This window comes from Mucilaginibacter terrae (assembly GCF_031951985.1).
GTDB classification, from domain to species: Bacteria; Bacteroidota; Bacteroidia; order Sphingobacteriales; family Sphingobacteriaceae; genus Mucilaginibacter; species Mucilaginibacter terrae_A.
Genome location: NZ_JAVLVU010000001.1, coordinates 2,852,346 through 2,878,578 on the forward strand (window position 1 = coordinate 2,852,346; position 26,233 = coordinate 2,878,578).

The following is a 26,233-nucleotide window of genomic DNA, read 5'->3' on the forward strand; positions in this document are numbered from 1 at the left end:
TTTAAGGTTTAAGTTTTTCATTATTGCGATGCCGATCGGTATCGCGTATGGTTTTCTTGTCCAGGTTTTTCTCTAACGCTTCGGTTAAATCAATGCCGGTTTGGTTGGCCAGGCAAATCAAAACGAACAACACATCGGCCATTTCATCGGCCAGGTTAACTTCGTTATCTGATTTTTTGAATGATTGTTCGCCATACTGCCGTGCCATTATGCGGGCCACCTCGCCCACTTCTTCCATGAGTATGGCAGTGTTGGTTAGCTCGTTAAAGTATCGTATACCGGTGGTGTTTATCCATTTATCAACCAGTTGCTGGGCGTCTTTAATTGTCATGTTTAAAAGTAGAAGTATTTAGTGGCAGTAACTGTAGTATAATATTTATGCCTGTAGGAATTTGACAGGCCATTCTGTAAATTCTTTAATTCTGAAAATCCTGATCCAAGACTAAAAATTATCCCTGTCTTTTGTATCCATTATAATGGTCACTGGGCCATCGTTAATTAAACTGATCTTCATATCGGCACCAAAAATGCCGGTTTGGGTCTTTTGTCCGGTTAGCCCATCAAGCAATTCTATCATGTGCTTATAAAGCGGAATAGCCTTGTCGGGCCGTGCTGCACGTATAAACGACGGTCGGTTGCCTTTTTTGGTTTGCGCAAACAACGTAAATTGCGAAATAAGTAATATCCGGCCATCTACATCGGCCAAGGCTTTGTTCATGAGGCCGTTGTCATCGCCAAAAATGCGCATGCCGGTTATTTTTTGTGCCAGCCACTGCGCATCCTCTTTGGTATCGGCATCTTCAATGCCCAGTAAAACTAAAAACCCGGTCTTTATTTCGCCCGTAATATCGCCATCAACACGGCACGAGGCTTCGGTAACACGCTGTAGTATTGCACGCATAGGTTTAAAATGGAAGGGTAAATTGCAAAATGCATCCGCGCTTTGCAAATGTTTTAACAATTGATAACATTTACAGCAATAACGGATATGGATTCATTAAAAAAAAAAGCCGCTCTGCAAGCAGAACGGCCTCCTTATAAGTTTAAGCTAATTGATTACTCAATAACGCTTACTTTGATCATGTTGGTTTTGCCTTGGGCCGAAATTGGTGTAGCAGCAGTATTAATTACCACATCGCCTACTTCAACCAGGTTTTCTGATTTCAGAATGTTGTTTACATCGGCAATAGTTTTGTCGGTGCTTTCCAGCTCATCGTAGTAAAAGGCTTTAACGCCCCATACCAGGCTTAATGAGTTTAACAACTGCCTGTTTGAAGTAAAGATATAAGTGTTGGCTTTAGGACGGTGGCTCGAAATTTCGAAAGCGGTATAACCCGAGAAAGTCATTGACACAATACCTACAGCGTTGGTACGCTCCGACAAATGCACTGCCGACTCACAAACGGCATTACTCATGTGATTTGCATTCTCATTTACCGGGTGGTATGCCTCTTTTGATTTATTGAACGGATAGCCAAGCTCCTCAACATTACGTACAATTTTGGCCATAGTTTCTATAACGATAACCGGGAACTCACCTACCGAAGTTTCGCCGCTCAGCATCACCGCATCGGCACCGTCAAGCACCGAGTTAGCAACGTCGTTCACCTCGGCACGGGTTGGGCGCGGGGTGGTAATCATGCTCTCGAGCATTTGAGTAGCTACAATAACCGGTTTTGAAGCCGCACGACATTTGGTAGCGATCATTTTTTGCAGCAATGGTACTTCTTCTAAAGGCATTTCAACACCCAGGTCACCACGGGCAACCATTACACCATCTGTAGCAGCAATAATTTCGTCAATATTGTCAATGGCCTCAGGTTTTTCAATTTTAGCAATTACGCGTGCCGACTTGCCGTTTTCGCGAATGATGCGTTTCAGGTCAATAATATCTTCGGCTTTACGCACAAATGAAAGACCGATCCACTCTACATCGTTTTGTAAAACGAATTGCAGGTTCACTAAATCTTCTTCGGTCAAGCTGGGGATAGATACTTTAGTGTTAGGCAGGTTAACACCTTTACGTGATGTTAATATACCACCGTGTACAACCTCGCATAATACGTTATCTTTACGGTTGGTTTCAATAACGCGTAGTTGCAGTTTACCATCGTCTAACAAAATAATTTCGTTAGCCTGTACATCCTGCGGAAAGGTTTCGTAAGTGATGTAAATGTTGTTTTCGTCGCCAATACACTCGTTGGTAGTCATGTTTATTTGCTTACCGTTAATGAGGTGTATGCCACCGTCTTTAACCAAACCTATGCGAATTTTAGGGCCTTGCAAATCGGCCAGCATAGCAATGTTGGTTTTATATTGCTCGTTAATCTCACGAATGAGATTAATGGTTTTTTGGTGGTCTTCGGGTTTACCGTGCGAAAAATTCAGGCGGCAAACGTTAACACCAGCTTTTACCATAGCTAATAACACATCTTTTTTTGCAGATGCCGGGCCCATGGTGGCCACAATCTTAGTGCGGTTGTAAGACAATTTCATATGTTGGTTTTATCGGGTCGTGTTAAATTAATTAATATTAGTGTGTAATAAATACACTTTTAAAACGCCGCTAAAATAAAAGATTTTCCCGTGATTTTATCTTTTTAGGTTCAATCTTTACGGCGGCCATAATTTCGGGTATGCGGTTTAACTGGCTTATGAGGCTGTTAAGGTCGGTTTCGTCAATAAAATTTTTTATCATAAAAAAATAGTCAACCTCGCGCATTTCAGGTATTAATAGCCCTTCTGAGCCTTTATTGGCAATAAAATAAAAATCCGTTTCGGTGGTTTCCCACTGGTAATGGTAAATTGAAAACAAGGCGGGCTCGTTAATTCCGTGATAAATATCAACGGCCAGGTCGGGTTGTTTTTTAAAATTAAAGTTCAGGTGCTTATTAATAAAGTGACACACCCGGTAGTCTTTAAGCGGGGTATTAATGGCCACAAGTACGAAGTCGAGGTCAATCTCAAACTTTAAAACCTTTTTAGTCAAAACTAAATGATATTTTTGCGTTTCAAAATTACAAATAAGAAACCGTTGCAATAAAATTTTGTTGTTAACAATGCATGAGATTTTAGATTTGATATTTAAGTAAATTTATTTTTCTTTGCACAGAATTTTTATTTAATCATTTAACATAAATTATTATGTCTGATATCGCTTCAAGAGTAAAAGCAATCATCGTGGAAAAATTAGGTGTTGACGAAAGTGAAGTTACACCTGAGGCAAGTTTCACCAACGATTTAGGTGCTGACTCATTAGACACCGTGGAATTGATCATGGAGTTTGAAAAAGAGTTTAACGTAGCTATTCCTGATGATCAGGCCGAAACTATCGGTACTGTAGGCCAAGCTATTGCTTACCTGGAAAAAAACGTTAAATAAGCACTCCTCAATAATATTTAATGGAGTTTAAACGAGTAGTTGTAACCGGACTTGGTGCGCTTACTCCGATAGGTAACTCCGTTCCGGAATACTGGAACGGGTTAATTAACGGAGTTAGCGGTGCCGATTTTATCAAGAGTTTTGACGTAACGCATTTCAAAACAAAATTTGCATGCGAAGTTAAAAATTTTGATGCCGATGCTTTTCTGGGCCGTAAGGATGCCCGTAAGCTCGACCCTTTTGTTCAGTACGCTCTGTACTCCACCGAAGAGGCGGTTAAAGATGCAGCGTTAGATTTTGAAAAGCTGGATACCAACCGTATCGGTGTGATATGGGGCTCGGGTATTGGCGGTTTAAAAACATTTTTGGATGAAGTGGTAAACTTTGCCAAAGGTGACGGTACGCCGCGCTTTAACCCGTTCTTTATTCCTAAAATGATCGCAGATATTGCCCCCGGCCATATCTCTATCAAATACGGTTTACGCGGACCAAACTTTACCACCGTTTCGGCATGTGCTTCGTCAAACAACTCGCTGATAGATGCTTTTAACTACATTAGGTTGGGTAAAGCAAATATGTTTATCAGCGGTGGTTCTGAAGCCATTATTAACGAAGCTGGTATAGGTGGTTTTAATGCCATGCACGCTTTAAGTACCCGTAATGATGACCCGTCAACGGCTTCACGCCCGTTTGACCTTGACCGCGACGGCTTTGTTGCCGGTGAAGGTGCAGGTACTATTATTTTGGAAGAACTGGAGCACGCTAAGGCCCGTGGTGCAAAAATTTATGCCGAAATGATGGGCGGTGGCATGAGTGCCGATGCCTACCACATGACGGCCCCGCACCCTGAAGGCTTAGGCGCAGCATTGGTAATGAAAGCCGCGCTTGAGGATGCCGGCATGACCCCTGCTGATATCGATTACGTAAATGTACACGGTACATCTACCCCGATCGGCGATCCGCAGGAAGTTAAGGCCATACAAGAGGCCTATGGCGACGAGTTGTATCGTATCAACATCAGCTCAACCAAATCAATGACAGGCCACTTGCTTGGTGCTGCCGGTGCGGTTGAAGCTATTGCAGCTATTTTAGCTGTTAAAAATGATATTGTACCTCCAACCATTAACCACTTTACCGATGATCCTGCTTTTGATCCGCGTATAAACTTTACGTTTAACCAGGCGCAAAAACGCGTGGTACGTGCGGCTCAAAGCAATGGCTTTGGTTTTGGTGGCCATAATGCTTCGGTAATCTTCAAAAAATACGAAGAATAATAATTCGTTTTACATGCCTGTAAGCCGCTTATACAAGCTCTACTTATCTCCGCACCGTAAATACGTAAAAACACTAAAAAATTTGCTCGGCTTTGTGCCGGGCAATTTGTCTTTATACCGGTTGGCTTTCAGGCATAAGTCTGTGGCTCAATCTGTTAAAAAAGGTGTTAAAAACAGTAACGAACGGTTAGAATTTTTGGGCGATGCCGTTTTAGGCAGCGTGGTGGCCGAGGTATTGTTTAAAATGTACCCTTACGAAGATGAGGGATTTTTAACCGAGCTGCGCTCAAAAATTGTTAGCCGTAACAATCTTAACCAGCTTGCCCGCAAACTGGGCTTAGAAGGCCTTATACAATACGATAACCGCATGGTAGCTTCAGCCCGCCAGGGCTCGTTACTGGGCGATGCATTTGAAGCACTGGTAGGCGCTGTATACCTCGACAAAGGTTACGATTTTACCAAAGGGTTAATCATTAACCGCATTATCAAAGCTCATATTGATATTCACACCCTTGAGCAAACCGAAACCAACTTTAAAAGCAAATTAATTGAGTGGTGCCAGCGCCACGGCAAAGACGTGCTTTTTGAACTCACGCTAAACCAGGACGGAGAAAGCAATAAACTGTTCACCATCCAGGTAAACATCGACGGCGAAATTATGGGTCTTGGCAAGGAGTTCAGCAAAAAGAATGCGGAGAAACTGGCGGCCGAAAAGGCTTGCGAAGCGTTGGGTATATAATTTCTTCAAATACCCCCCCCTAACCTGTTAAACAATTAGCCAGTACACTTTCTGCTACTTTTTATTTAAATTTGTGTATGGAGACTTTAATTGTACATCCAAAAACGAAAGAACAATTAGCTGCGCTAAAAGCATTTATAAAAGCGCTTAAAATTGACTTTAGTACTGAAAAAGGGCCATACAATCCGGAATTTGTTGAAAAGATACTCCAAGGCCGTGAAGATATTAAGAATGGCAAAGGTGTTAAAATAGCACCTGAAGACTTATGGAAGTAATTTTTAGCCCCAAAGCAATTGATGATCTCAATTACTGGCGAAAATCCGGTAACAAAACCATTCAAAATAAAATATCAAATCTTTTAAAAGCTATACAGAAAGATCCGTTTAAAGGTATTGGAAAGCCCGAGCCTTTAAAGCATAATTTATCAGGTGCCTGGTCCCGACGCATTACTCAAGAGCATCGGTTAGTTTACGAGATCAATGAGCGAAATCAAATAGTAATTCTTGATGTACTTTCGCTAAGAGGCCATTATTAACCCAACCATTTTCACTAATAATTAATTCCTCCGCTTTAAAATATAGGCTTTTGCTAATTTTATAGCATGACTACCTCACAAAACGCTTGTTCGAGGCTTCGTTGTTGGTTGAGCGGGTATTACAAGGTATTGCGATACCTATGGAAATGAAATATAGAGTTGGAAACGCCCTATCGGGCCGAAAGCCTATCAGCACGCATTAACGCTAATGTGTGTTGCTGGCAAAACCAAAGCATTGTATTAGTATTTGCCTTATTTAAATATTCTGCAGGTTACGCTTAGTTTAAGGATATTATTGCCCGGTAAAGCTTTTTAACAGCGGTGTACCTTTAGATTGCTTATACCCTTCAAACGATTTATTGATAAACTGTATCAACTCATAGTCGTTCCACTTTAAAAATTCCTGGTAGGGCGGGTTATAGTCCAGCATAAAATTCGGAATTTCATCATCGGGTATTTTGGTAATACGCTTAACCAGTTCGCGGGTATAGCGTTTATTAATTACCACCTGCTGATTTTCTTGTGCTATGTAGTTTGCAAAGTGGCGGGCCCGCTTGGGCTCTTTGCCAAACAGCTCGTAAAAGCCCGTAAGCGGCGATGACAGGAATGAAGTGGCCGGCGGTTTTCCATCGTAATAAATGCCTTTGCTGCGATAAGTGTTCATTACCTCCTGCTGCTCCAGTTTCCGCGTTTTGGTTTTAACCACCACATCATCTAACACAATAGCGGGCACCAGGTATACAAACAAAGGTTTCTGTACATCGGCAATAAGGCGTTGCTCGGTAAAACCAACCTTTTGAAAAAGCAAGGTATCGCCCGGTACAGCATTTATAGAAAACTCACCTATTAAGTTGCTGATAACTACCGAACGATGCTGTAAGTTGGTAATAGTAACCTGCGCAATGCGCTGCATAATTTTATTGTTATACGTAATGCCCTTTACAGGTATCAGGTCTTGAGCTACGGCAGGCTTAGCTACAAAGCATACTATCAAAGCAGCAAAACAAACCCATAAACGCATAATCAATAAATTCATCAGAATACAAATTTACGGTTTAAATGCTAAGGCTATGTGTTAAAAAAGGTTAAGCTTTGGAGTTAATAGGTAACTGATCAACTACTCGCCATTCAACCACTCATCAATTCACACAAAAATCTTATCTTTGCACATGATAAAATCAATGACAGGGTACGGAATTGCATCTCATGATTCGGGAAGCACCAAGTACACCGTTGAGATCAAATCGCTGAACAGCAAATTCCTTGAGCTGTCATTGCGTATCCCCAAAGCATTTTCTGAAAAAGAGTTTCAGCTGCGTACCGAGTGCAATAAGCAAATTGAACGCGGTAAAGTAAACCTGAGCATTAATGTTGAGCAAAGCGGTTCGACCGTAAAAGCGGCCGGTATTGATGCCAAATTATTAAAGCATTATTACGAGCAGCTTAAAGCTGTAAGTAACGAACTGGGCGAACCCACCAATAACTTAATGCAGTTAGCCCTGGGCTTACCCGAGGTGGTAAAATACACCGAAGACACCATAACTGATGAAGAATGGAAACTGGTTGAAGGTACTTTTAAACAAGCTTTAGCCAACTTTCAGCAGTTTAGAAGCGATGAAGGCAACGTGTTACAGCAAGAAGTAACCAACCGTATTGGTGTTATTTTAACCAACCTGGAGCAGGTTGAAATTGAAGACCCTAAACGCATCCCGTTAATACGCGAGCGTTTGAACCAATTTTTGGCCGATGCCGTTGGCGGCGATAACGTTGACCATAACCGTTTTGAGCAGGAACTTATTTATTACATAGATAAGCTTGACGTTACCGAAGAAAAAGTACGCCTTAAAACCCATTGCCTTTACTTTTTAGAAACCCTGCAAAGCCCCGATGCCAATGGTAAAAAACTGGGCTTTATATCACAGGAGATAGGCCGTGAAATAAACACCCTTGGCTCAAAAGCCAACGATGCCACCATGCAAAAATTAGTGGTAGGCATGAAAGAAGAACTCGAAAAAATTAAAGAACAATTGTTGAATGTATTATAGTTGAACGGTGATTGGTGAATAGTGAGTGGGCGTTTATCCTTTATAATAATTTGCCATTCATCATTCACTACTCACTAATCAGCCACTCACTAAGCCATGGGTAAACTGCTTATTTTCTCTGCACCGTCGGGAGCCGGTAAAACCACCATTGTACACCACCTGCTAACTAAATTTCCTGAGCTGGAATTTTCTATATCGGCAACCACCCGTGAGCGTCGCGGAGATGAGGTGCATGAGCAAGACTACTATTTTATAAGCAAAGAGGAATTTTTGCACCGTATTGCTAAAAAGCAATTTGTAGAGTTTGAAGAAGTGTATTCGGGAACTTTTTACGGCACATTACGTGAAGAAATTGAACGTATATGGAAAAAGGGTAAAACCGTAATATTTGATATTGATGTGGAGGGAGGCTTGCACCTAAAACGTAAATACCAGGAACAGGCGCTTGCTATCTTCGTTCAACCCCCATCATTAGAGGTTTTAAAGCAGCGTTTAACCGGACGAGGCACGGATAGCGAAGAAAAATTGAAGGAACGCTTTGCAAAAGCAGAAAAAGAGCTCAATTATGCACCAAAATTCGATATTATATTAAAGAATTTTGATTTAGAGACTGCTTGTAAAGAAGCAGAGCAATTAGTGGGTGATTTTTTAAACAAATAGCGGTCATTTTTTGTCCCAAAACAGCAAAAACCAGTATTTTATTACTAATTTAACTGCAATTTAAAGCTCAGAATAGCGGAATGAAGATAGGATTGCTGTTTGGATCGTTTAACCCCATTCATATCGGGCATTTAATTATTGCCAATTACATGGCCCACTACACCGACCTTGATAAGGTTTGGTTAGTGGTTACCCCGCAAAATCCGTTTAAAAAGTATGGCGGCTTAATAAACACTTACGACCGGCTTGAGATGGCGCGACTGGCAACCGACCATGCCGATAAGCTGGAAGTAAGCGATGTGGAAATTAAACTCCCGCAACCGTCATACACCATTGACACCCTTACCCATTTAAAGGAACAATACCCACAGCACGATTTTGTACTCATTATGGGATCTGATAATTTGGCCGGGCTACATAAATGGAAAAACTATAAACTCATACTACGCGACTACAAGGTGTTTGTATACCCCCGTCCCGGCTATGAAAATGCCGAGCTGGCTTCGCACCCATCGGTAACCATTACCATGACCCCTCAAATGGAGCTGTCGGCAACCTTTATTCGACAGGCCATTGCCGATAAAAAGAACGTGCAGTTTTTTTTACCCGAGGAAGTGCTGAAGTTTATAGAGAGTAAGAATCTGTACCGTTAATTTTTGGGGATAATGTGCGCCATTATGAAAACGTAGCAATCTCTGCGCACTGTCTGAATCAGAATTAACTTAATTAAAGAAATTTCAAAATTAATTCCCCCTATTCAGTCATGCTGAACTTGTTTCAGCACCTCATATGCTAAGTTCATTTACACCATTAACTGCTCCAACTCTTGGCTCCTGGTTCTTGTCTCTTGCATCTAAACCACTATCTTTACATCGTGAGCGAGAAAACCATCCTGAAACTACAATTGCCAACTGATCCGCGCTGGGTTACTAACGTGGTGGAAAGCAATATTGAAGAAATTTTAACCGACCATGCTTTTTGCGAGCAAAAAGCGGCCAGCAATGCCATTACGCTTATTGTGCAAAACCCCAACCTGAGCGATCTGGTGCAGGAAATGGCACTATTGGTACAGGAGGAAATGGATCACTTTAAACGCGTACACGATATTATTTTAGCCCGGGGCTATGTATTGGGCCGCGAGCGTAAAGACGATTACGTAGGTGAACTATTGAAGTTTTTGAGTAAGGGAGGCGGCCGCGAGGTGCAACTGATAGACCGACTATTGTTTGCCGCCATGATAGAAGCCCGCAGTTGCGAACGCTTTAAAGTACTGTCCGAAAACATTAACGACCCCGAATTGGCTGCCTTTTATCATGAACTGATGATAAGCGAAGCCACACATTATGCCACGTTTATTCGCCTGGCTAAAAAATATGCCGAAACCATAGATGTAGAAGCCCGCTGGAAAGAGTTTTTAGCATATGAAGCCCAGGTAATACAAAACTACGGCAAAAAAGAAACTATTCACGGGTAGGAAAGCTTTGTTTACTGGCATTTAAGAGGCGATGCAATCGCCAACCCATATTAAGCACTCATCACAGATGAGCGCAAGTTTCGAAATCACTTTACCTGTCCTCATAGGGCACTGTAATAAGTGAAAGCATATACTTAGGCCTGTGCTTTGAACTCGGGGATTGCTTCGACGGCCACCACTCTTACCCTCGCTGTATCGCAATGACGTGATGGAGATATACGCTTGGCTCCTGATTCTTGGCTCTTGCTTCTAAATTCCCTCCGTATTATGCGGTATGCACCCTGCCACATTCTCCAGGTAATTTTTCATCATTTCCAAATCTACAATATCGTTTATTAAGCCAATGTGCATATCGGGGCGCACAATAATAGTTTTATTCTGATGCTCCTTAATATCGAAGGCATCGTAAATGTGCTGGTTTTTAACCGATGGCGGCAGGTGAAAAAAGTTAAGCCAGCCATTGTAGTTTTGGGTTATCCACTTGGCCAGGCTAAACAAATACAGTTCCTGCAATGGCCCCATGGTAATGAGGGTAAAGCCCGGCTTGCTACACCAGGCATGCAGGTCTGTTTCCTGCAACTTCTTTTCATCAAACACTTTTAAGTAGGGTAACCTATCACCGGCTTTAAAGGCTTTTAGCTGGCTCAGGTGCAGATTTAAATCGCTGTTTTGGTAGCTGATACCTATTTGCGATATCGTTTTAAAAACTTCATGCCTGAATTTCTCTTTTTTCCAAATTCGGTTCATTAAAAAAGGCAATGCCAAACGTTTAATCCAACCCGCTACAATGCCACGAGCCATGATGAGGTTAAACGCCCTATCGGTGGTTTTTAACAAATTGGCAGCCACAGGCATACGCTCGGCAGCGTAAGAATGCAGCACATCGGGTTTTAAATGCCCTTTTATTACTCCTGCCAGTTTCCAGGCCAGATTATAGGCATCTTGCAAGCCCGTATTCATGCCCTGCCCCCCAACAGGAGAGTGAATGTGGGCGGCATCGCCAATTAAAAAGCAGCGCCCAATCCTGAATTTATCGGCCATGCGATGGTGCAGGCCGTAGGTAGTAAACCAGCGGCATTCTTTTATTGTAAACTGCTGGCGAAGTTTTTCGCGCAGGGCAGGCAGTACATCATCAATTATAAGATTGTCTTTATTTAACAACTTTGAAGGTAGGTTACCCACAATGCGCCATGTATTAGCCTCGGGCATAGGAAAAAATGCAGCAAAGCCCTGTGCGGTGAGGTACATGTTCATATAATCGCCGCCTGTGTCCATTACCACATCGGCCAGGTAAAACCGGCTATCGTAAGTATCGCCGTCAAAATGGATATGCTGCCAGCGGCGTACAGCGCTGTGGGCACCATCGGCACCAATAAGGTAATCGGCTACAAGACTGTAATCCTGTTCGCCGTTATTTAATTTAGCACTTACCACACCGGTACCTTGTTGTAATGAAGTAAGGGTTGTATTCCAGTAAACCGGACAACTTTTGCTGGTTAAATAATCGAGCAATACGCGTTCATTTTTATGCTGCTCGTAAATATGGATGAACGGGTATGGCGTTTGTCCCTCGCCAGCATTGGCTATTGCAAATGAACCTTTGAGCTTCCCATGGTAATGAAAATTAAACCCTTGTGCCGGTTTCCCTCCCGCCAGTACCGTATCAATTATTCCTAACTGCCGGTAAATTTCGAGCGAGCGAGATTGTACGGCCAATGCTTTAGAGTACTGCGTTGGCCCCTGTCGCTTATCAATAATTACGGGCTGAATACCATAGCGCAGCAACTGAGCGGCCATCATTAAACCCGATGGCCCGGCGCCAACTATTATTACTTTTACCGGACTTTGAGGTATAGGTGCCATACCCAAATATGCTCAGAAAAATCGAGTTTTTTCACCCGAATATCAACAGATTAAGATTTATACAACAGAAATATAGCTGGCCGTTTGCGCAGATCGGGCTGTTGTTTTTTCCACGTGGCAATAGTTTGCGTTTGTACAAACTCAGTGGCGGCAGTTAAGTCGCAGGCAATACACAGGCGGGTTGTGGGTTTGCAGCTTTTGAGAATATCCTCTAATAAGGAATCATTCCTGAATGGGGTTTCGATAAACAACTGCGTTTGGCTTAAACGTTCGGCCAGGCCTTCCAGCTCTTTAATGCGTTTGCTGCGTTCGAACTTATCAATAGGCAAGTAGCCATGAAAGGTAAAGCTTTGTCCGTTAAAGCCAGATGCCATTAGCGCCAACAGAATAGAGCTTGGTCCTACCAGCGGAACAACCTTTATGCCGAGACGGTGCGCTTCGGCCACAATTTCGGCACCGGGATCGGCTACGCCGGGGCAACCGGCCTCGCTCATGAGGCCGGCATCTTTACCTGCCATTAATCCGTCAAAAAACTCTTTCAAATCGGCGTTGCGGTTATGCTTGCCGTAATCATAAATAACCAACTGGCTTTGCGGAATAGTTAGCCCGGCCTGCTTTAAAAACTTACGGGCGGTCTTTTCATTTTCCACAATGTACTCGCTTATCTGATTAATGGTTTCAACCAAATAGGGCGTAAATGAACGGCTCGCGGCGTCATCGGCCAGCGGAACCGGGATGAGGTATAGTGTTCCGGTGGGCATGGTGCAAAGTTGGGGTTTTATTCAGGCAATTAATAATATCTGTAAATAAAAACAGCATAACAGGGCTTAATCTGTTATGCTGTTTTTTAAATTGCTCGCCTTTATTTAAGCAAGCTTAACGCTTCCTTAATACGTGGTATCATATTTTGAATATCCTCCAAAGTTGATGTACCAACCGATGCCCGGAACCAGGCCACGTCATCGCCCGTACCAAATGCCGAGAAAGGTACCAAGGCAACCTTGGCTACTTTGATGAGGTAGAAGTTGATATCGGCCGGGGTATGCAGCACGTCGCCCTCGGGAGTGGCTTTACCTACGTAATCAATTTTAATGGTTAAGTAAATGGCTCCCATTGGCTGTATGGCATCTACCGCAAAGCCTTCGGTTTTTAAATCCTGAAAACCTTTGTACAAGGTATTTAAGCTATCCTGTATACGGCCGCTAAATTTTTGCAAATAGTTATGTAATTGAGCATCATCCTGAATGTATTTGGCAGCTGCAACCTGTTCGGCTTTAGGTGCCCAGGCTCCCATATGGCCAACTATGGCTTTCATTTTAGAAATGATGTTCTCCGGACCAAAGCCCCAACCCACACGCACACCGGTAGCGGCAATACATTTTGATAAACCGTCGATATAAACCACGTAATCTTTCAATTCAGGACGCAGGGTAACCGGGTCAAAATGCTTCTTGCCAAAGGTTAGCATGGCGTAAATCTGGTCGTACATAATGTACAAAGGCTTTTCTCCTTCGGCGCGGGTGGCGTTCTCGGCAATTACCAGGTCGCATATTTCTTCCAGGTCGGCCTTTTCAAACATGGTACCGGTTGGGTTTTGCGGCGAGCACAGGCAAAGCAGGGTAGCACCTTTTAAGTGCGGAGCTAAATCGGCAGCTTTAGGCAAAAAGTTATTCTCGGCAGTGGTAATTATGGGCACCTCATTGGCACCGGTAATGTGACAGTAATGGTTATTGTTCCATGACGGTGATGGATAGATCACCTTATCGCCCGGATCAACCAGTGCTAAAAATATTGAATAAATAATAGGTCGCGATCCGCTTGAGATCAACACCTCGTTAGGGGTAACCTGTATATTATGGTGCTTGGCTAAAAATGCAGCTACCTGTTTACGCAGGTCGAGTATACCATCGGCCGGTGGGTAGTTGGTTTGATTGTCTTTATACGCTTCGATGATGCCGTCACGCAATTCCTCTGGTATGGGATAAATATTCGGGTCAAAATCGCCAATGGTAAGGTTGGCAATTTGCTGCCCCTGGCGTTTAAGTTCGTTTATTTCGTTACCTATTTTAATAATCTCAGACCCCTTTAAGGTTTGAGCCAATACCGATACACTCATAGTAGTTTGTTAATGAGGGGCAAAGATAGGGGTTTTAGAGTCAAGAATATAGAGTCAGGAATCAAGACTTTAGTTGCAAAAAAAAATTAAAGCACAAAAAAAGCCGCTATTACTAACGGCTTATATCTGTATTCTTGATTCTGTACTCTTGAATCTATCCCCTATGCTCCAGCCGGCTTTCTCAGCCTGATGATATGCATCCAGTGCATTACCTTCATAACCGGGTAAACAGGGTCAATTTCAAACCAGCGGGCACCAAAATTAGGGCTGTTGGGGCGTTTGTGGTGATTGTTCTGAAACAGTTCGCCCAGCATTAAAAAGTCGAACGGGGTAGTGTTTTTTGATTTGTCGCCGTTATCGAAGTTAGAATAGCCGTATTTGTGGCCGCACCAGTTTACAATAGCACCGTGTAACGGGCCCATAATAAATTGAAGCGGGAGCAACAACCACTGCCACCAGGCCGTAGCAAACTGAGCGTAAAAAAGCGCATATAATACACCGAAACCAATACGGGTTATAATATGTGAACCATAGTAATCTATTAAGCGCCACTCGGGGTAGTTACCTTTAAACTGCGCATCAGGTTCTTTTACCCTTTTTTCGTACAGCCTGAAACTAATGGCCGTGCGGTACATCATCTGAAATACGTCGGTAAAAAAATGGGGCGAATGCGGGTCTTTTTCGGTATCGCTGTATGCATGATGCTCGCGGTGCATAATGGCATAAGCGCGCGGATTTAAAAAAGAGGAACCCTGAGTTACAAACGTTAAAAAATGGAATAAACGCTCGGTAAATTTGGGCGTGCTGTACATTTTATGAGCAGCATAACGGTGCAAATAAAACGTTTGAAAGAACAACGATAAGAACCAATGGGCAATAAAGAATATTATTATGATCACAGTTATACAAGTGTGTGTTATAGTGTATTATATAAAATAATGCACCTTAAATTTGTTTGCGCAAAGGTAACATTAAAAATTCAAGATGTTAATAGTTTTCCACAATAAAAAACCGGCCTTATGCAGACCGGTTTGCATTAATTTAAACGCAATAATTACAAGATTATTGCCTCGTTAAAATCCTGTTTTGGCACCGGCAGTTCAAACTGTTGTGCTATTAATTCGTACGATTTTAGCCTGTCGTCAAAATCTTCGGCTATGGTAACCAGCATTACTTCGTCAACATTATAGGTGTTGGCCAGGCGGGTAATAATGTCTTTCATTTGCCCGGGCGTACCGGTTATTACACGGCGGCGGTTCATGCGTATGCGCTCTAAATCCTGTGCGGTGTATTCGGCATCTTTTACATCCTCATAACTTAAAGGCACTATGCCGCCGCCCTTTTCAAACTGCAAAAAGCGGTAATCCATTACGGCCTGGTGCTGGCGTAGTTTTTCTTCATCCTCCGAGCAAAAAGCAAATATGGCTACGTTGGCCTCAGGCTGAGGGAGATCAGCCGATGGCTGGAAACGGGCGCGATACAATTCAACCGCCTGCGCGCCGCCAACCGGGTTTATAAAATGGGCAAACGAAAAGCCCATGCCAAAATGCGCAGCAAACAAACTGCTTTGCCCGCTCGAACTTAACAGCCACATGCCCGGCACAGTATCAACCTGCGGAATGGCGCGTATTTTGGCGGCAACGGGGCCGGTTTCGGCGGTATCGTGAAAGTAATTTTGCAGGTCCATCAGCTGTTCTACAAAATCCTGCTCGCTAAATTTATTGGATGGGTTTAATACCGATGCCGTAATGCGATCGGTACCCGGCGCACGGCCCATGCCCAAGTCAATACGACCGGGATACAAGGCTTCCAGCATCCTGAAGTTTTCAGACACCTTCAATGCACTATGGTTAGGCAGCATTATACCACCCGAACCCAAGCGAATGTTTTTAGTTTGCGAACCCAGGTGAGCAATAAGCACTTCGGGGGTTGAGCCAGCCAGGCTGCCGGTGTTATGATGTTCGGACACCCAAAAGCGGGTGTAGCCTAATGAGTCGGTTAATTTGGCCAGTTCAACCGTTTCCTGTACGGCACGGCTGGCGGTAACGCCTTTACGCACGGGCGACTGGTCGAGCACACTTAAACGAATGTTTTTCATAGTCATAGTTTGTGCAAAAATCAGGTTATTGGTTTAAATAGCTTGTAATTATTTGTTTTATGGCATGCGGCTTACAAATTAGGATTAGCTAAACTTGAGCAATTTTCCTGTTTACCAAAAATTAACCGCTGGGAAATTTTACATTAACCTTCAATTTAAAAAGAGGGCATTTAGGCTGATTTAAGACTATTAGTTTTTTAAAAACTTCAATATGCTTATTTTCACGCCTTTAAATAATTCTCCCGGGCGCTAACCATTTGCTAAATCGCTGGTATAAAAAATTATGACTGAGAACGCGAAGCATCTCCGCATACTTAATATGATAGAGGAGATTGAAGATTATGCTATCATATTGTTAGATAGCAACGGCAATATCGAAAACTGGAATAAAGGTGCGCAACGCATTAAAGGATACAATCCCCATGAGATCATTGGCCAGAATTTCAGGATATTTTATACCCCGGCCGACCAGGCTATTAAAAAGCCCGAAACCCTTATTAATATAGCGCGTACCAAAGGCCGTGCCATTGACGAAGGATGGCGGTTGCGTAAAGATGGAACCCGATTTTGGGGAAGTATTACCATAACCGCCATACACGATAAAGCGCGCCAAGTAATTGGCTTTACCAAAGTTACACGCGATTTAACCGATAAAATGTTGGCTGGCGAAGCCATAAGCCAACATTTGGATCAACTCAAGATTCAAAACCTGGAACTGGAACAGTTTGTGTACATAGCATCTCACGATTTGCAGGAGCCGCTGCTCACCATTGGTAATTTTATTGAAATGCTAAAGGTTGATTACGGTCCGGTATTACAAGACGATGATGCGCAGTTGTACTTAGGATTTATTGAAGATGCGGCATCGCGTATGCGCAACCTCATTAAAGACCTGCTGGATTACTCGCGGCTTGGCAAAACCAAACAAACCGAACAAGTTGACATTAACGAACTGCTGCAGCACCTCATAAGCGATTTAGATACCCGAATTACGGCATCCGGTACGCAAATTAACTTTAACAATTTGCCAACGGTAACCGGGTACCGTACCGAGTTGAGGCAGCTTTTTCAAAATTTGATTACCAACGCTATTAAGTTTGGCAAAAAAGAGGTTAGCCCGGTAATTAACATTTCGGCAAAACAGCATGAGGCCGGCGGCTGGGCGTTTACCGTGCAGGATAACGGCATAGGCATCGAACCTAAATATCACGAAAAAATATTCCTGATATTTCAGCGGTTGCATAACCGTGATGAGTATCCGGGAAATGGTATTGGTTTAGCCAATTGCAAAAAAATAGCGGCCATGCATGGTGGCGATATTGGTGTACAATCGGCACCGGGAACAGGAAGTAGTTTTTATTTTACATTAAATATAGAAGGCCAGGAAAAGGATGACAAAAATTAAGGATTTGGATTGTGTGTTGCTGATTGATGATGACAGGCCGACTAACTTTCTCCACAAAAGAGTAATAGAAAAAACAGGACTTGAAGTAGAAGTACAGGCACACACATCGGCAACCGATGCCCTGGAATTTTTAACATCCACCGGTAAGTATGCAGGTACAGAGCTATTAACCCGCCCCGGGATAATTTTTTTAGATATAAATATGCCCGGCATGAACGGCTGGGAATTTATGGAAGAGTATAAACAACTTTCGCCAAGCCAAAAAGCGCGCATAGTGGTTATTATGCTTACCACCTCGTTAAACGCCGACGACCGCGACCGCGCACTGAACGACGACCATATTGCCACCTTTTACCACAAACCCCTCCGCACCGAAATGGTAATGGAACTGGTAAACAAACATTTCAGCTTAGGCGAAGATGGACCGAGCCCGGAACTGAATTAATTGTTTATTAAAGACATATGCAGCCACGCTAAATAATAGTGTGGCTGTTTTGTTTTATATTGGCTTGTTTGTAATATAGCTCCATAATGCCACTAACTATACTACTGCTGCTTTCACTAATTCAATCCACTGTATTGTATTTGGATGCCGATTTAAAACGTGCCAAACACATCTTAAGAAATGAGCATGGTATATGGTTAAGTAAAGAAGATGAGCTATATACTTTGAACGTGTTAGAGCCTTATGCAAAAACAGATCTGACTAAATTTAAATTTTCATCCCGAAAAGAAGGAAAGTATATTGTAGGTTGCTGGAAGCATAGAGGCAAAAAGAAGTTAGAAATTTATCAAGTAGAAACCACATTACATGTAGATAGTGTTTTTGAAACTGCTAATTATACAGATCTGACAGGGAAAAGAACAGTTGAACATACTCATATAGTTACGGAATTTAGATACCGCACGTACATTATTAATGATAGTAAAAAGCCACAGCTCATCTTTACCATAGCAACCAAAGGCGAACAATTGAATTATTCGATAGGCAAACACACTGTTTATCCGATGTATGAAAGCATTCCGGTAGGGCTATTAACTCCGGATGAAAAGACAATATTGAAAGTTATTGCCAAAAACTAAATAAGTCTTTTGCTTCATAATTATGACTCACACACAATTAAAGATAAAACCTGCTTTAATAGAGCCAAAATTTTCTATCAAACCACTTGTAAATTAAACATATACTCGTATCTTTGCAGTCCCGAAATTACGGGGTATAGTAAACTGTTTAATATAATTTAATTTAAAGCAAGTGAATACGTTAAGTTACAAAACTGTCTCAGCCAACAAAAAGACCGTTAACAAACAATGGGTTGTTGTTGACGCACAAGGCGAGATTTTGGGGCGCTTGACCTCTAAGATTGCTGCAATCATCAGAGGTAAACACAAACCAGGCTTCACTCCAAACGTAGACTGCGGTGATAACGTTATTGTTATCAACGCAGACAAGGTAAAACTGACCGGAAACAAATTTGCCGCCAAGCAATACGTTTCTTACACTGGTTACCCAGGTGGTCAGCGTTTCATTTCTCCTAAGGAGTTAATGGCTAAATTCCCTGAGCGCGTTATTGAAAAAGCCGTTCGTGGTATGTTACCTAAAAATCGTTTGGGCCGTGCAATCTATGGCAACCTGCATGTATATGCCGGTGCAGAGCATCCTCATGCTGCGCAAAACCCAACAACCATTAACTTTTAATTTTTAAGGAGAAAAACAAATGCCAACAACTAACACTTCAGGCAGAAGAAAAACAGCTGTTGCCCGCGTTTACTTAAACGAAGGTGCAGGTGCCCTTACCGTTAACGGTAAAGATTACAAAGAATACTTCCCTACTTTACCTTTACAGTACGTTGCAACGCAATCGTTATTAGTATCTGGTAGCGAAGGTAAATTCGACATTATTGCAAACGTTGCAGGTGGTGGTGTAAAAGGACAGGCTGAGGCCGTTCGTTTAGCTATTGCTAAAGCTATTGTTGAACTTGATGCTGAAAAGAAACCGGCATTGCGTGCTAAAGGTTTAATGACCCGTGATGACCGTATGGTTGAGCGTAAGAAACCAGGCCGTCGCAAAGCTCGTAGAAAATTCCAATTCAGTAAACGTTAATCTTAAGGAGGACACAACAATGGCAAGAACAACATATCAGGATTTACTGGATGCAGGTGTACACTTTGGTCACCTTACCCGCAAATGGGACCCGAAAATGGCTCAGTACATTTTCATGGAGCGTAACGGTATCCACATTATCGACTTAAACAAAACCTTAACTAAGGTTGAAGAGGCTGCTGCCGCTATAAAACAAATCGTAAAATCAGGCCGTAAGGTTTTGTTTGTTGCTACCAAGAAACAAGCAAAAGACATCGTTGCCGATTATGCAAAATCAGTAAACATGCCTTTCGTAACCGAGCGTTGGTTAGGTGGTATGTTAACTAACTTTGCTACCGTACGCAAGTCGATCAAAAAGATGTCGAACATCGATAAATTGACTAAAGACGGTACTTACAGCAACCTTTCTAAAAAAGAGCGTTTGATGATTCAGCGTGAGCGTATTAAACTGGAAGCATTATTAGGCGGTATTGCCGACCTTAACCGCTTACCGGCTGCGCTTTTCCTTATCGACGTTAAGAAAGAACACATCGCAGTTTCTGAAGCATTAAAGTTAAATATCCCAACCTTTGCAATGGTGGATACTAACTCTGATCCTTCAAACATCGATTTCCCTATCCCTGCTAACGATGACGCTACCAAATCAATTTCATTGGTTACCGGTGTTATCATCAAAGCAATTCAGGAAGGTTTAGATGAGCGTAAACGCGATAAAGAAGACGAAGCTGAAAAAGAAGGTGCAGCTGCAAAATCTAAAGTTGACGGTGGCGAAGCTGCTTCAACCGAAGGTGGCCGCAAAAGAAGAGGCGCTGTAACTGCTGAGGCAGAAACTGAAGCTCCTGTTGCTGAAGCCGAAGCCCCTGCTGAGTCTACAGAAGAGTAAATAAATTTATTGTGAGTTGTCAGTTGTAAGTTATCAGCATTAAGGTGCTGTTAATTTGCAGTTGGCAACTTTCAATTTAAGAATAAATCATTCATCTTTGCTGTGAGCTATCTGACAACAGACAACCCACAACAGATAACAATTAAAAAAAACAATGTCTACAGTACAAATTTCTGCATCAGACGTAAATAAACTGCGCCAGCAAACAGGTGCAGGTATGATGGACTGCAAAAAAGCTTTAACCGAAACCAACGGTGACTTTGAAGCAGCTATTGACTTTTTAAGAAAAAAAGGCGCTAAAGTTGCTGCCAGCCGTCAAGACAGAGAATCAAACGAAGGTGTAGTTATTGCACGTACTTCTGAAGATGGTAAAAAAGGTGTAATTGTTGAACTTAACTGCGAAACTGATTTCGTGGCTAAAAATGCTGAGTTTATTGCATTTGCTAACGCTGTTGCAAACGAAGCCGTACAACACTTACCTGAAACTGCTGAAGGTGTTAACGCTTTAGAAATTGATACCGAAACCGGTCGCACTACAATCGGCGAGGCTATCACTGCCATGACCGGTAAAATAGGCGAAAAAATCGGTGTATCTAAATACGCTGTATTAGAAGGCGAAAAAGTGGTTGCTTACATTCACGGCAACTTCCGTTTAGGTGTATTGGTAGGCTTAAGTGCAAACCCTGCAGGTGCTGATGAAGCCGGTAAAGACGTAGCTATGCAAATTGCTGCCATGAACCCTGCCGCTTTAGATAAAGGTGATGTTGATGCAAGCATTATTGAGCGCGAAATGGAAATTGCTAAAGAGCAAATTCGTGCCGAAGGTAAACCAGAAGCAATGGTTGAAAAAATTGCTGCCGGTAAACTGAACAAATTCTACAAAGACTCAACCCTGTTAAACCAGGAGTTTGTAAAAGATTCATCAAAAAGCGTTGCTCAGTTTTTAGAGAGCGTTGATAAAGGCTTAACGGTAACTGCTTTCAAGCGAGTTGCTTTAGGAGCTTAATATTATTATCCCCGCCTTTTACAAGGCGGGGATTTTTTTTGCCTTTACTTTTTTAATTTTATGCTAACAGCGCTGTACAACACCCAAATTGTATCTGCCGGTACTATATGCCCGGGCAAAGCTGTTATTATTGAGGGCGAACAAATAACCGCCATCGTTAACGAAGCCGACATTCCCGAAGAAGCTGATAAAATAGATCTCGACGGCGCTTACCTTGCTCCCGGGCTTATTGATTTGCAAATTTACGGCGCAGGTAATAGCTTGTTCGGGGGTATACCAACCGCCGATGCCTTGCAGGATATGGAAAACATTTTGCTCTCCCAAGGCTGCACAGGCTTTTTTGCAACCGTAGCAACCAACAGTAATGATGTGGTGCTTGCTGCAATTGAGGCTGCCAAACAATGGCGCAAGCATAGTAATGGTAACTTTTTAGGCTTACACCTGGAAGGGCCTTACCTTAACCCCAAACGCAAAGGCGCTCACCCCGAGCATTTCATCAAGAAAGCAACTTTGGCAGAGGTGCAACACTGGCTTGAACTGGGCGCAAGAGAAATAAAAATGATCACCCTTGCTCCTGAATTACAGGATGAGGAAGTTATTGCTTACCTGAACGCACAGGGTATTATTTTATCATCAGGCCATAGTAATGCTACCTACCGGCAGGGCAAACGCTTTTTAGGTAAAACCATTCAGGCGGTTACGCATTTATACAATGCCATGCCACCTATGCACCACCGCGAACCGGGTATTATTCCGGCTATTTTTGAGGAACGCCCTTACACCAGTATTGTGGCCGACGGCATACATGTTGATTATGCCATGGTACGCCTAGCCAAGCGTGAACTGGGTGATAAGCTTTTCTTAATTACCGATGCGGTAACAGAAGCCCGGAGCGGCGCCTACCAGCATCGTAAAGATGGCAATCGGTACGTTATGCCCGATGGCACCCTGTCTGGCTCGGCATTAACCATGCTCAAGGCAGTGCAAAATTGCGTGCAACACGCCGGCATTGATTTGGCCGAGGCGGTTAACATGGCCTCGCTTTACCCGGCACAACTGGCGGGTTTAACAACGAAAGGAAAAGTAGAGGCCGGATATGACGCAGATTTAGTTATTTTTGATGCGGCGTTTAATACAGCGTTTACAATTTATAAAGGTAAAAGGCACACAAAATCAATCAACCACATATAATAAAATCATTTATCTGCATGAAATACGACAGAATTTTGCTGAAGCTTAGCGGCGAATCATTAATGGGCGAACGCCAGTACGGTATTGATAACAACCGCGTACTGCAATATGCTCACGACATTAAAAGTGTGGTTGATGCCGGTATACAGGTAGCCATAGTAGTAGGCGGAGGCAATATATTCAGAGGATTAAGTGCCGAAAAATCGGGCATGGAACGTGCTCAGGCTGATTATATGGGCATGCTGGCCACCGTAATTAACTGTATGGCTTTGCAAAGCGCCCTTGAAGGAATTGGTGTTGACACCCGCCTGCAATCGGCCATTAAAATGGAGCAGATTTGTGAGCCATACATCCGTCGTCGTGCTATGGCGCATTTAGAGAGTGGCAAGGTAGTTATATTTGGTGCCGGTACCGGTAACCCATACTTTACTACCGATACGGCTGCATCATTACGTGCCATCGAAATTAAAGCCGACGTAGTGTTAAAAGGTACCCGCGTTGACGGCATTTATACCGCCGACCCGGAGAAAGATCCATCTGCAACCCGTTACGACGAAGTAAGCTTTAACGAAGTATACGCCAAAGGCCTAAATGTAATGGATATGACCGCCTTTACCCTTTGCCAGGAGAACAACCTGCCTATCATCGTGTTTGATATGAACCGCGAAGGCAACTTTATGAAAATTGCCCAGGGCGAACCGGTAGGAACTATCGTAAAATAAGTTTTAGAATCAAGAATACAGAGTCAGGAATCAAGAAAAGGAATTAAAAGTATAGCAAGTCAAAAGTCTTGAATCTTGATTCTTGGCTCTTGACTCTATTTTAATACCTTTGCATACCTAAAAATAAATTACCAATGAGCGAACTCATTAAAAAACAACTGAATGATGCAAAAGCTTTAATGGAAAAAGCAATTGTACATGCAGATAACGAATTAGCTAAAATACGCGCAGGCAAAGCAAGCCCTGCTATGCTTGATGGCATTAATGTAGACTACTACGGTACCCCAACACCATTAACCCAGATAGGCAGTGTAAATACACCTGATGCCCGTACTATAGTAATTCAACCTTGGGAAAAAACACTGTTGGTTGCTATCGAAAAGGCCATCAAAGAATCGCAGCTGGGTTTAAATCCGCAAAACGATGGTTCTATTATTCGCATTAATGTACCACCTTTAACCGAAGAGCGCCGTCGTGAATTGGTTAAACGTTTAAAAGGCGAAGCCGAGAATGGTAAAGTAGCTGTACGTAACATTCGTAAAGACATCAACGACAAGATCAGAAAACTTAAAACCGAAGGCGTATCAGAAGACGAGATGAAAACCGGCGAAGGTGAAGTGCAAAAATTAGTTGATGCATACATCATTAAAATCGACCAGTTAGCCGATGCTAAGGAAAAAGATATAATGACGGTGTAAACCCCCTCTAAATCTCCCCCAAAGGGGGAGACTTGCAGTAATTTAGCCCCCTCCCCTTCGGGGAGGGTCGGGGTGGGGTTAGGGGTTGTTAACCCAAAGTCAAATTAAAGGGAATGAGTCAATGGCATCATTCCCTTTTCTATTTTTGTTCCCTGTACCATGAAACTACTGCTATCTTATCTTTCCAAACATCGCGTGGCGGTGTTTGTAGCATTGCTGCTGGCTGCTGTCAATATAGGTTTTTCGCTGCTCGACCCGTTGATTACCGGCCGTATAGTTGATAATTTTATTGAAAAACGCAAAGAGCTTAACGAGCATGATTTTATGTGGGGTGTTATGGGAGCCGTGGGCTTAGCCATAGGTGCTGCCATGGTATCGCGCATAGCTAAAAATTTTCAAGACTACTTTACCAGCATTATCGTGCAAAAAGTAGGTGCCAATATGTATGCCGATGGTTTGAAACACTCGCTCGAACTGCCTTACCAGGTATTTGAAGATCAGCGCAGCGGCGAAACTCTGGGCATCCTGCAAAAGGTTCGTCAGGACAGCGAAAAGTTTATCACCTCATTCATCAGTGTGTTGTTTGTAAGTTTGGTGGGCATGATATTCGTTATCGTATATTCGGTTTCTGTAGATTACAAAGTAACGCTGGTGTATTTTGCGGCTATACCGGTAATTGCCTTCATGAGCGCAGCATTGAGCAAACGCATAAAAAACATCCAGCGTAAAATAGTAGCCGAAACCACGGCGCTGGCCGGTTCAACAACCGAATCGTTACGTAACATTGAACTGGTTAAAAGCTTAGGATTAGTAAACCAGGAAATTGATCGCCTCAACAAAACCACCTACAAAATACTCGACCTCGAGCTAAAAAAAGTAAAATATGTACGCAGCATGAGCTTTGTACAGGGCACAACCGTAAACCTGGTGCGTAGTATTATGGTGGTGATATTGCTACTGCTCATCTTCCGAGAAAACATATCTCCAGGTAACTACTTTACGTTTCTGTTTTATTCGTTCTTTTTGTTTAACCCGCTTCAGGAGTTGGGCAGCGTGATACTGGCCTGGCGCGAGGTACAGATATCATTGGCTAACTTCCAAAATATACTAAACACCCCGCTCGATGTTAAGCCCGAAAAACCGGTAATGCTCGAAAAGGTTCGCGACCTTAACTTCCGCAATGTTAGTTTTAAACACTTAACGGCTAATCGCAATGCATTAAACCACATCAACTTCGAGGTAAAAACCGGTAATACCATAGCTTTTGTTGGTCCGTCGGGTTCGGGTAAAACTACCTTGGTTAAGCTGCTGGTAGGTTTATATCCGCCTTTGGAGGGTGATATTTTATACAATGGAGTACTAAGTAAGGAGATCGACCTCGACCGCCTGCGCGAAAAAATAGGTTTTGTAACTCAGGATACACAGCTTTTTTCAGGTACCATACGCGAAAACCTGCAATTCGTTCGTCCCGGCGCTACCGATCAGGAATGTATGCATGTACTACACCGCGCAGCATGCCAAAGCCTGTTGGCTCGTGCCGATAAAGGCCTGGATACCGTAATTGGCGAGGGCGGCGTAAAAGTATCAGGTGGCGAAAAGCAACGTTTGTCTATTGCCCGCGCCCTGCTGCGCCGCCCCGATATTTTAGTATTTGATGAAGCCACCTCGGCGCTCGACTCGCTAACCGAAGAAGAAATCACAGAGACCATTAAAGATGTTTCGGAGCACGATGAGCACATCACCATACTAATTGCACACCGTTTAAGTACGATAATGCATGCCGATAAAATTTATGTGCTGGAGAAAGGCAACATTGTTGAACAAGGCAAGCACATGCAACTATTATCACAAAAAGGTTTGTACTACGCTATGTGGCGCCAGCAAATTGGCGAAAAGCATACGCTCGAAACAGCTTAACCTAAGTTGTAAGCATTTGCATACAAGTGTTTGCTAATGTTTACACCAAATAGTTTTGAAAAGAAATTTTTTGTATTAGAAGTAAAACATGAACAGAATTTAGTTGTATAAGTTTTTCATA

30 protein-coding genes are annotated in these 26,233 nt (G+C 42.9%); 20 read left to right on the top strand and 10 right to left on the bottom strand.

The features are described from left to right. Position 1: 1 nt before the first annotated feature. The 4 genes from QE417_RS12080 to QE417_RS12095 all read right to left on the bottom strand — a co-directional run bounded on the left by QE417_RS12080 (position 2) and on the right by QE417_RS12095 (position 2,989). Positions 2–331, bottom strand: coding sequence for a nucleotide pyrophosphohydrolase (locus QE417_RS12080; protein WP_311950257.1), 330 nt, complete (start codon positions 329–331; stop codon positions 2–4). A gap of 111 nt (positions 332–442) precedes the next feature. After that, a complete protein-coding gene (dtd, locus tag QE417_RS12085) occupies positions 443–901 on the bottom strand; it encodes a D-aminoacyl-tRNA deacylase (protein ID WP_311950259.1) in 459 nt (152 codons plus the stop codon). A gap of 155 nt (positions 902–1,056) precedes the next feature. Continuing rightward, the gene (pyk, locus tag QE417_RS12090; protein ID WP_311950261.1) at positions 1,057–2,496 is read right to left on the bottom strand and encodes a pyruvate kinase; all 1,440 of its coding nucleotides are present in this window, start codon (positions 2,494–2,496) and stop codon (positions 1,057–1,059) included. 70 nt (positions 2,497–2,566) lie between these two features. Next, positions 2,567–2,989: an IPExxxVDY family protein gene (locus QE417_RS12095; RefSeq protein WP_311950265.1), complete on the bottom strand. Its 423-nt coding sequence runs from the start codon at positions 2,987–2,989 to the stop codon at positions 2,567–2,569. Positions 2,990–3,144: 155 nt separating this feature from the next. Between QE417_RS12095 and QE417_RS12100 the strand changes: the two genes are divergently transcribed. The 5 genes from QE417_RS12100 (at position 3,145) to QE417_RS12120 (ending at position 5,929) form a co-directional block, all read left to right on the top strand. Then, complete coding sequence (locus QE417_RS12100; RefSeq protein WP_008508386.1) at positions 3,145–3,381, top strand: acyl carrier protein; 237 nt, start codon at positions 3,145–3,147, stop codon at positions 3,379–3,381. Positions 3,382–3,401: 20 nt separating this feature from the next. After that, positions 3,402–4,655 (top strand): beta-ketoacyl-ACP synthase II, encoded by a 1,254-nt coding sequence (gene fabF / locus QE417_RS12105; RefSeq protein ID WP_311950267.1) that lies wholly within the window; start codon positions 3,402–3,404, stop codon positions 4,653–4,655. A 13-nt stretch (positions 4,656–4,668) separates the two neighbouring features. Next, complete coding sequence (gene rnc, locus QE417_RS12110) at positions 4,669–5,394, top strand: ribonuclease III (protein WP_311950269.1); 726 nt, start codon at positions 4,669–4,671, stop codon at positions 5,392–5,394. Between the two features lie 77 nt (positions 5,395–5,471). After that, a complete protein-coding gene (locus QE417_RS12115; protein ID WP_311950271.1) occupies positions 5,472–5,669 on the top strand; it encodes a DUF2683 family protein in 198 nt (65 codons plus the stop codon). Next, positions 5,660–5,929, top strand: a complete 270-nt coding sequence (locus QE417_RS12120) for a Txe/YoeB family addiction module toxin (protein ID WP_311950272.1) — start codon at positions 5,660–5,662, stop codon at positions 5,927–5,929. Before QE417_RS12115 ends, QE417_RS12120 begins: the two co-directional genes overlap by 10 nt. A 292-nt stretch (positions 5,930–6,221) precedes the next feature. Here the strand turns inward: QE417_RS12120 and QE417_RS12125 are convergent, their stop codons facing one another. Beyond that, complete coding sequence (locus QE417_RS12125; protein WP_311950274.1) at positions 6,222–6,965, bottom strand: hypothetical protein; 744 nt, start codon at positions 6,963–6,965, stop codon at positions 6,222–6,224. A 145-nt stretch (positions 6,966–7,110) separates the two neighbouring features. Between QE417_RS12125 and QE417_RS12130 the strand changes: the two genes are divergently transcribed. The 4 genes from QE417_RS12130 to miaE all read left to right on the top strand — a co-directional run bounded on the left by QE417_RS12130 (position 7,111) and on the right by miaE (position 10,108). Then, positions 7,111–7,974, top strand: coding sequence for a YicC/YloC family endoribonuclease (locus QE417_RS12130; protein ID WP_311950276.1), 864 nt, complete (start codon positions 7,111–7,113; stop codon positions 7,972–7,974). 96 nt (positions 7,975–8,070) lie between these two features. Next, positions 8,071–8,634 carry a guanylate kinase gene (gene gmk / locus QE417_RS12135; RefSeq protein ID WP_311950278.1) on the top strand — a complete coding sequence of 188 codons (564 nt, stop codon included), beginning with the start codon at positions 8,071–8,073 and terminating at the stop codon, positions 8,632–8,634. Positions 8,635–8,714: 80 nt separating this feature from the next. Then, positions 8,715–9,287, top strand: coding sequence for a nicotinate (nicotinamide) nucleotide adenylyltransferase (gene nadD / locus QE417_RS12140; protein WP_311950279.1), 573 nt, complete (start codon positions 8,715–8,717; stop codon positions 9,285–9,287). A gap of 221 nt (positions 9,288–9,508) precedes the next feature. Beyond that, the gene (miaE, locus tag QE417_RS12145; RefSeq protein WP_311950282.1) at positions 9,509–10,108 is read left to right on the top strand and encodes a tRNA-(ms[2]io[6]A)-hydroxylase; all 600 of its coding nucleotides are present in this window, start codon (positions 9,509–9,511) and stop codon (positions 10,106–10,108) included. 249 nt (positions 10,109–10,357) lie between these two features. On the opposite strand, the gene QE417_RS12150 is transcribed toward miaE, so the two are convergent. The 5 genes from QE417_RS12150 to QE417_RS12170 all read right to left on the bottom strand — a co-directional run bounded on the left by QE417_RS12150 (position 10,358) and on the right by QE417_RS12170 (position 16,185). After that, positions 10,358–11,971 carry an FAD-dependent oxidoreductase gene (locus QE417_RS12150; RefSeq protein ID WP_311950285.1) on the bottom strand — a complete coding sequence of 538 codons (1,614 nt, stop codon included), beginning with the start codon at positions 11,969–11,971 and terminating at the stop codon, positions 10,358–10,360. 50 nt (positions 11,972–12,021) lie between these two features. After that, positions 12,022–12,732 (bottom strand): SAM-dependent methyltransferase, encoded by a 711-nt coding sequence (locus QE417_RS12155; RefSeq protein ID WP_311950287.1) that lies wholly within the window; start codon positions 12,730–12,732, stop codon positions 12,022–12,024. Positions 12,733–12,833: 101 nt separating this feature from the next. Next, positions 12,834–14,087, bottom strand: coding sequence for a pyridoxal phosphate-dependent aminotransferase (locus QE417_RS12160; protein WP_311950288.1), 1,254 nt, complete (start codon positions 14,085–14,087; stop codon positions 12,834–12,836). Positions 14,088–14,248: 161 nt separating this feature from the next. Beyond that, positions 14,249–14,986, bottom strand: coding sequence for an acyl-CoA desaturase (locus QE417_RS12165; protein WP_311950291.1), 738 nt, complete (start codon positions 14,984–14,986; stop codon positions 14,249–14,251). Between the two features lie 155 nt (positions 14,987–15,141). Then, the gene (locus tag QE417_RS12170; protein ID WP_311950294.1) at positions 15,142–16,185 is read right to left on the bottom strand and encodes an LLM class flavin-dependent oxidoreductase; all 1,044 of its coding nucleotides are present in this window, start codon (positions 16,183–16,185) and stop codon (positions 15,142–15,144) included. A gap of 283 nt (positions 16,186–16,468) precedes the next feature. On the opposite strand from QE417_RS12170, the gene QE417_RS12175 reads away from it, so the two are divergent. The 11 genes from QE417_RS12175 (at position 16,469) to QE417_RS12225 (ending at position 26,112) form a co-directional block, all read left to right on the top strand. Then, the gene (locus QE417_RS12175) at positions 16,469–17,590 is read left to right on the top strand and encodes a sensor histidine kinase (protein ID WP_311950297.1); all 1,122 of its coding nucleotides are present in this window, start codon (positions 16,469–16,471) and stop codon (positions 17,588–17,590) included. Beyond that, entirely contained in the window at positions 17,577–18,035 is a 459-nt protein-coding gene (locus QE417_RS12180) for a response regulator (RefSeq protein ID WP_311950299.1), read from the top strand. The genes QE417_RS12175 and QE417_RS12180 overlap by 14 nt, the downstream gene beginning before the upstream one ends. A gap of 140 nt (positions 18,036–18,175) precedes the next feature. Further along, the gene (locus tag QE417_RS12185) at positions 18,176–18,673 is read left to right on the top strand and encodes a hypothetical protein (RefSeq protein WP_311950300.1); all 498 of its coding nucleotides are present in this window, start codon (positions 18,176–18,178) and stop codon (positions 18,671–18,673) included. A 172-nt stretch (positions 18,674–18,845) separates the two neighbouring features. Continuing rightward, on the top strand, positions 18,846–19,289 hold the full coding sequence (rplM, locus tag QE417_RS12190; RefSeq protein WP_311950302.1) for a 50S ribosomal protein L13: 444 nt from the start codon (positions 18,846–18,848) through the stop codon (positions 19,287–19,289). 19 nt (positions 19,290–19,308) lie between these two features. Then, positions 19,309–19,695, top strand: coding sequence for a 30S ribosomal protein S9 (gene rpsI, locus QE417_RS12195; RefSeq protein ID WP_311950303.1), 387 nt, complete (start codon positions 19,309–19,311; stop codon positions 19,693–19,695). Positions 19,696–19,714: 19 nt separating this feature from the next. After that, entirely contained in the window at positions 19,715–20,578 is an 864-nt protein-coding gene (rpsB, locus tag QE417_RS12200; protein WP_311950304.1) for a 30S ribosomal protein S2, read from the top strand. 154 nt (positions 20,579–20,732) lie between these two features. Continuing rightward, complete coding sequence (gene tsf / locus QE417_RS12205) at positions 20,733–21,584, top strand: translation elongation factor Ts (protein ID WP_311950307.1); 852 nt, start codon at positions 20,733–20,735, stop codon at positions 21,582–21,584. Between the two features lie 60 nt (positions 21,585–21,644). Further along, positions 21,645–22,775, top strand: coding sequence for an N-acetylglucosamine-6-phosphate deacetylase (gene nagA, locus QE417_RS12210; protein WP_311950310.1), 1,131 nt, complete (start codon positions 21,645–21,647; stop codon positions 22,773–22,775). Positions 22,776–22,792: 17 nt separating this feature from the next. Further along, positions 22,793–23,497, top strand: a complete 705-nt coding sequence (pyrH, locus tag QE417_RS12215) for a UMP kinase (protein ID WP_311950313.1) — start codon at positions 22,793–22,795, stop codon at positions 23,495–23,497. Positions 23,498–23,631: 134 nt separating this feature from the next. Next, the gene (gene frr, locus QE417_RS12220; RefSeq protein ID WP_311950315.1) at positions 23,632–24,195 is read left to right on the top strand and encodes a ribosome recycling factor; all 564 of its coding nucleotides are present in this window, start codon (positions 23,632–23,634) and stop codon (positions 24,193–24,195) included. A gap of 159 nt (positions 24,196–24,354) precedes the next feature. Then, positions 24,355–26,112, top strand: coding sequence for an ABC transporter ATP-binding protein (locus QE417_RS12225; RefSeq protein ID WP_311950318.1), 1,758 nt, complete (start codon positions 24,355–24,357; stop codon positions 26,110–26,112). Positions 26,113–26,233: the final 121 nt, after the last annotated feature.

Bases quoted from the DNA above. Each gene is read 5' to 3' on its own strand.
- QE417_RS12080 (WP_311950257.1), bottom strand. From the start codon at position 331: ATGACAATTAAAGACGCCCAGCAACTGGTTGATAAATGGATAAACACC.
- dtd (WP_311950259.1), bottom strand. From the start codon at position 901: ATGCGTGCAATACTACAGCGTGTTACCGAAGCCTCGTGCCGTGTTGAT.
- pyk (WP_311950261.1), bottom strand. From the start codon at position 2,496: ATGAAATTGTCTTACAACCGCACTAAGATTGTGGCCACCATGGGCCCG.
- QE417_RS12100 (WP_008508386.1), top strand. From the start codon at position 3,145: ATGTCTGATATCGCTTCAAGAGTAAAAGCAATCATCGTGGAAAAATTA.
- fabF (WP_311950267.1), top strand. From the start codon at position 3,402: ATGGAGTTTAAACGAGTAGTTGTAACCGGACTTGGTGCGCTTACTCCG.
- rnc (WP_311950269.1), top strand. From the start codon at position 4,669: ATGCCTGTAAGCCGCTTATACAAGCTCTACTTATCTCCGCACCGTAAA.
- QE417_RS12115 (WP_311950271.1), top strand. From the start codon at position 5,472: ATGGAGACTTTAATTGTACATCCAAAAACGAAAGAACAATTAGCTGCG.
- QE417_RS12120 (WP_311950272.1), top strand. From the start codon at position 5,660: ATGGAAGTAATTTTTAGCCCCAAAGCAATTGATGATCTCAATTACTGG.
- QE417_RS12125 (WP_311950274.1), bottom strand. From the start codon at position 6,965: ATGAATTTATTGATTATGCGTTTATGGGTTTGTTTTGCTGCTTTGATA.
- QE417_RS12130 (WP_311950276.1), top strand. From the start codon at position 7,111: ATGACAGGGTACGGAATTGCATCTCATGATTCGGGAAGCACCAAGTAC.
- gmk (WP_311950278.1), top strand. From the start codon at position 8,071: ATGGGTAAACTGCTTATTTTCTCTGCACCGTCGGGAGCCGGTAAAACC.
- nadD (WP_311950279.1), top strand. From the start codon at position 8,715: ATGAAGATAGGATTGCTGTTTGGATCGTTTAACCCCATTCATATCGGG.
- QE417_RS12150 (WP_311950285.1), bottom strand. From the start codon at position 11,971: ATGGCACCTATACCTCAAAGTCCGGTAAAAGTAATAATAGTTGGCGCC.
- QE417_RS12155 (WP_311950287.1), bottom strand. From the start codon at position 12,732: ATGCCCACCGGAACACTATACCTCATCCCGGTTCCGCTGGCCGATGAC.
- QE417_RS12160 (WP_311950288.1), bottom strand. From the start codon at position 14,087: ATGAGTGTATCGGTATTGGCTCAAACCTTAAAGGGGTCTGAGATTATT.
- QE417_RS12170 (WP_311950294.1), bottom strand. From the start codon at position 16,185: ATGAAAAACATTCGTTTAAGTGTGCTCGACCAGTCGCCCGTGCGTAAA.
- QE417_RS12175 (WP_311950297.1), top strand. From the start codon at position 16,469: ATGACTGAGAACGCGAAGCATCTCCGCATACTTAATATGATAGAGGAG.
- QE417_RS12180 (WP_311950299.1), top strand. From the start codon at position 17,577: ATGACAAAAATTAAGGATTTGGATTGTGTGTTGCTGATTGATGATGAC.
- rpsI (WP_311950303.1), top strand. From the start codon at position 19,309: ATGCCAACAACTAACACTTCAGGCAGAAGAAAAACAGCTGTTGCCCGC.
- rpsB (WP_311950304.1), top strand. From the start codon at position 19,715: ATGGCAAGAACAACATATCAGGATTTACTGGATGCAGGTGTACACTTT.
- tsf (WP_311950307.1), top strand. From the start codon at position 20,733: ATGTCTACAGTACAAATTTCTGCATCAGACGTAAATAAACTGCGCCAG.
- nagA (WP_311950310.1), top strand. From the start codon at position 21,645: ATGCTAACAGCGCTGTACAACACCCAAATTGTATCTGCCGGTACTATA.
- pyrH (WP_311950313.1), top strand. From the start codon at position 22,793: ATGAAATACGACAGAATTTTGCTGAAGCTTAGCGGCGAATCATTAATG.
- frr (WP_311950315.1), top strand. From the start codon at position 23,632: ATGAGCGAACTCATTAAAAAACAACTGAATGATGCAAAAGCTTTAATG.
- QE417_RS12225 (WP_311950318.1), top strand. From the start codon at position 24,355: ATGAAACTACTGCTATCTTATCTTTCCAAACATCGCGTGGCGGTGTTT.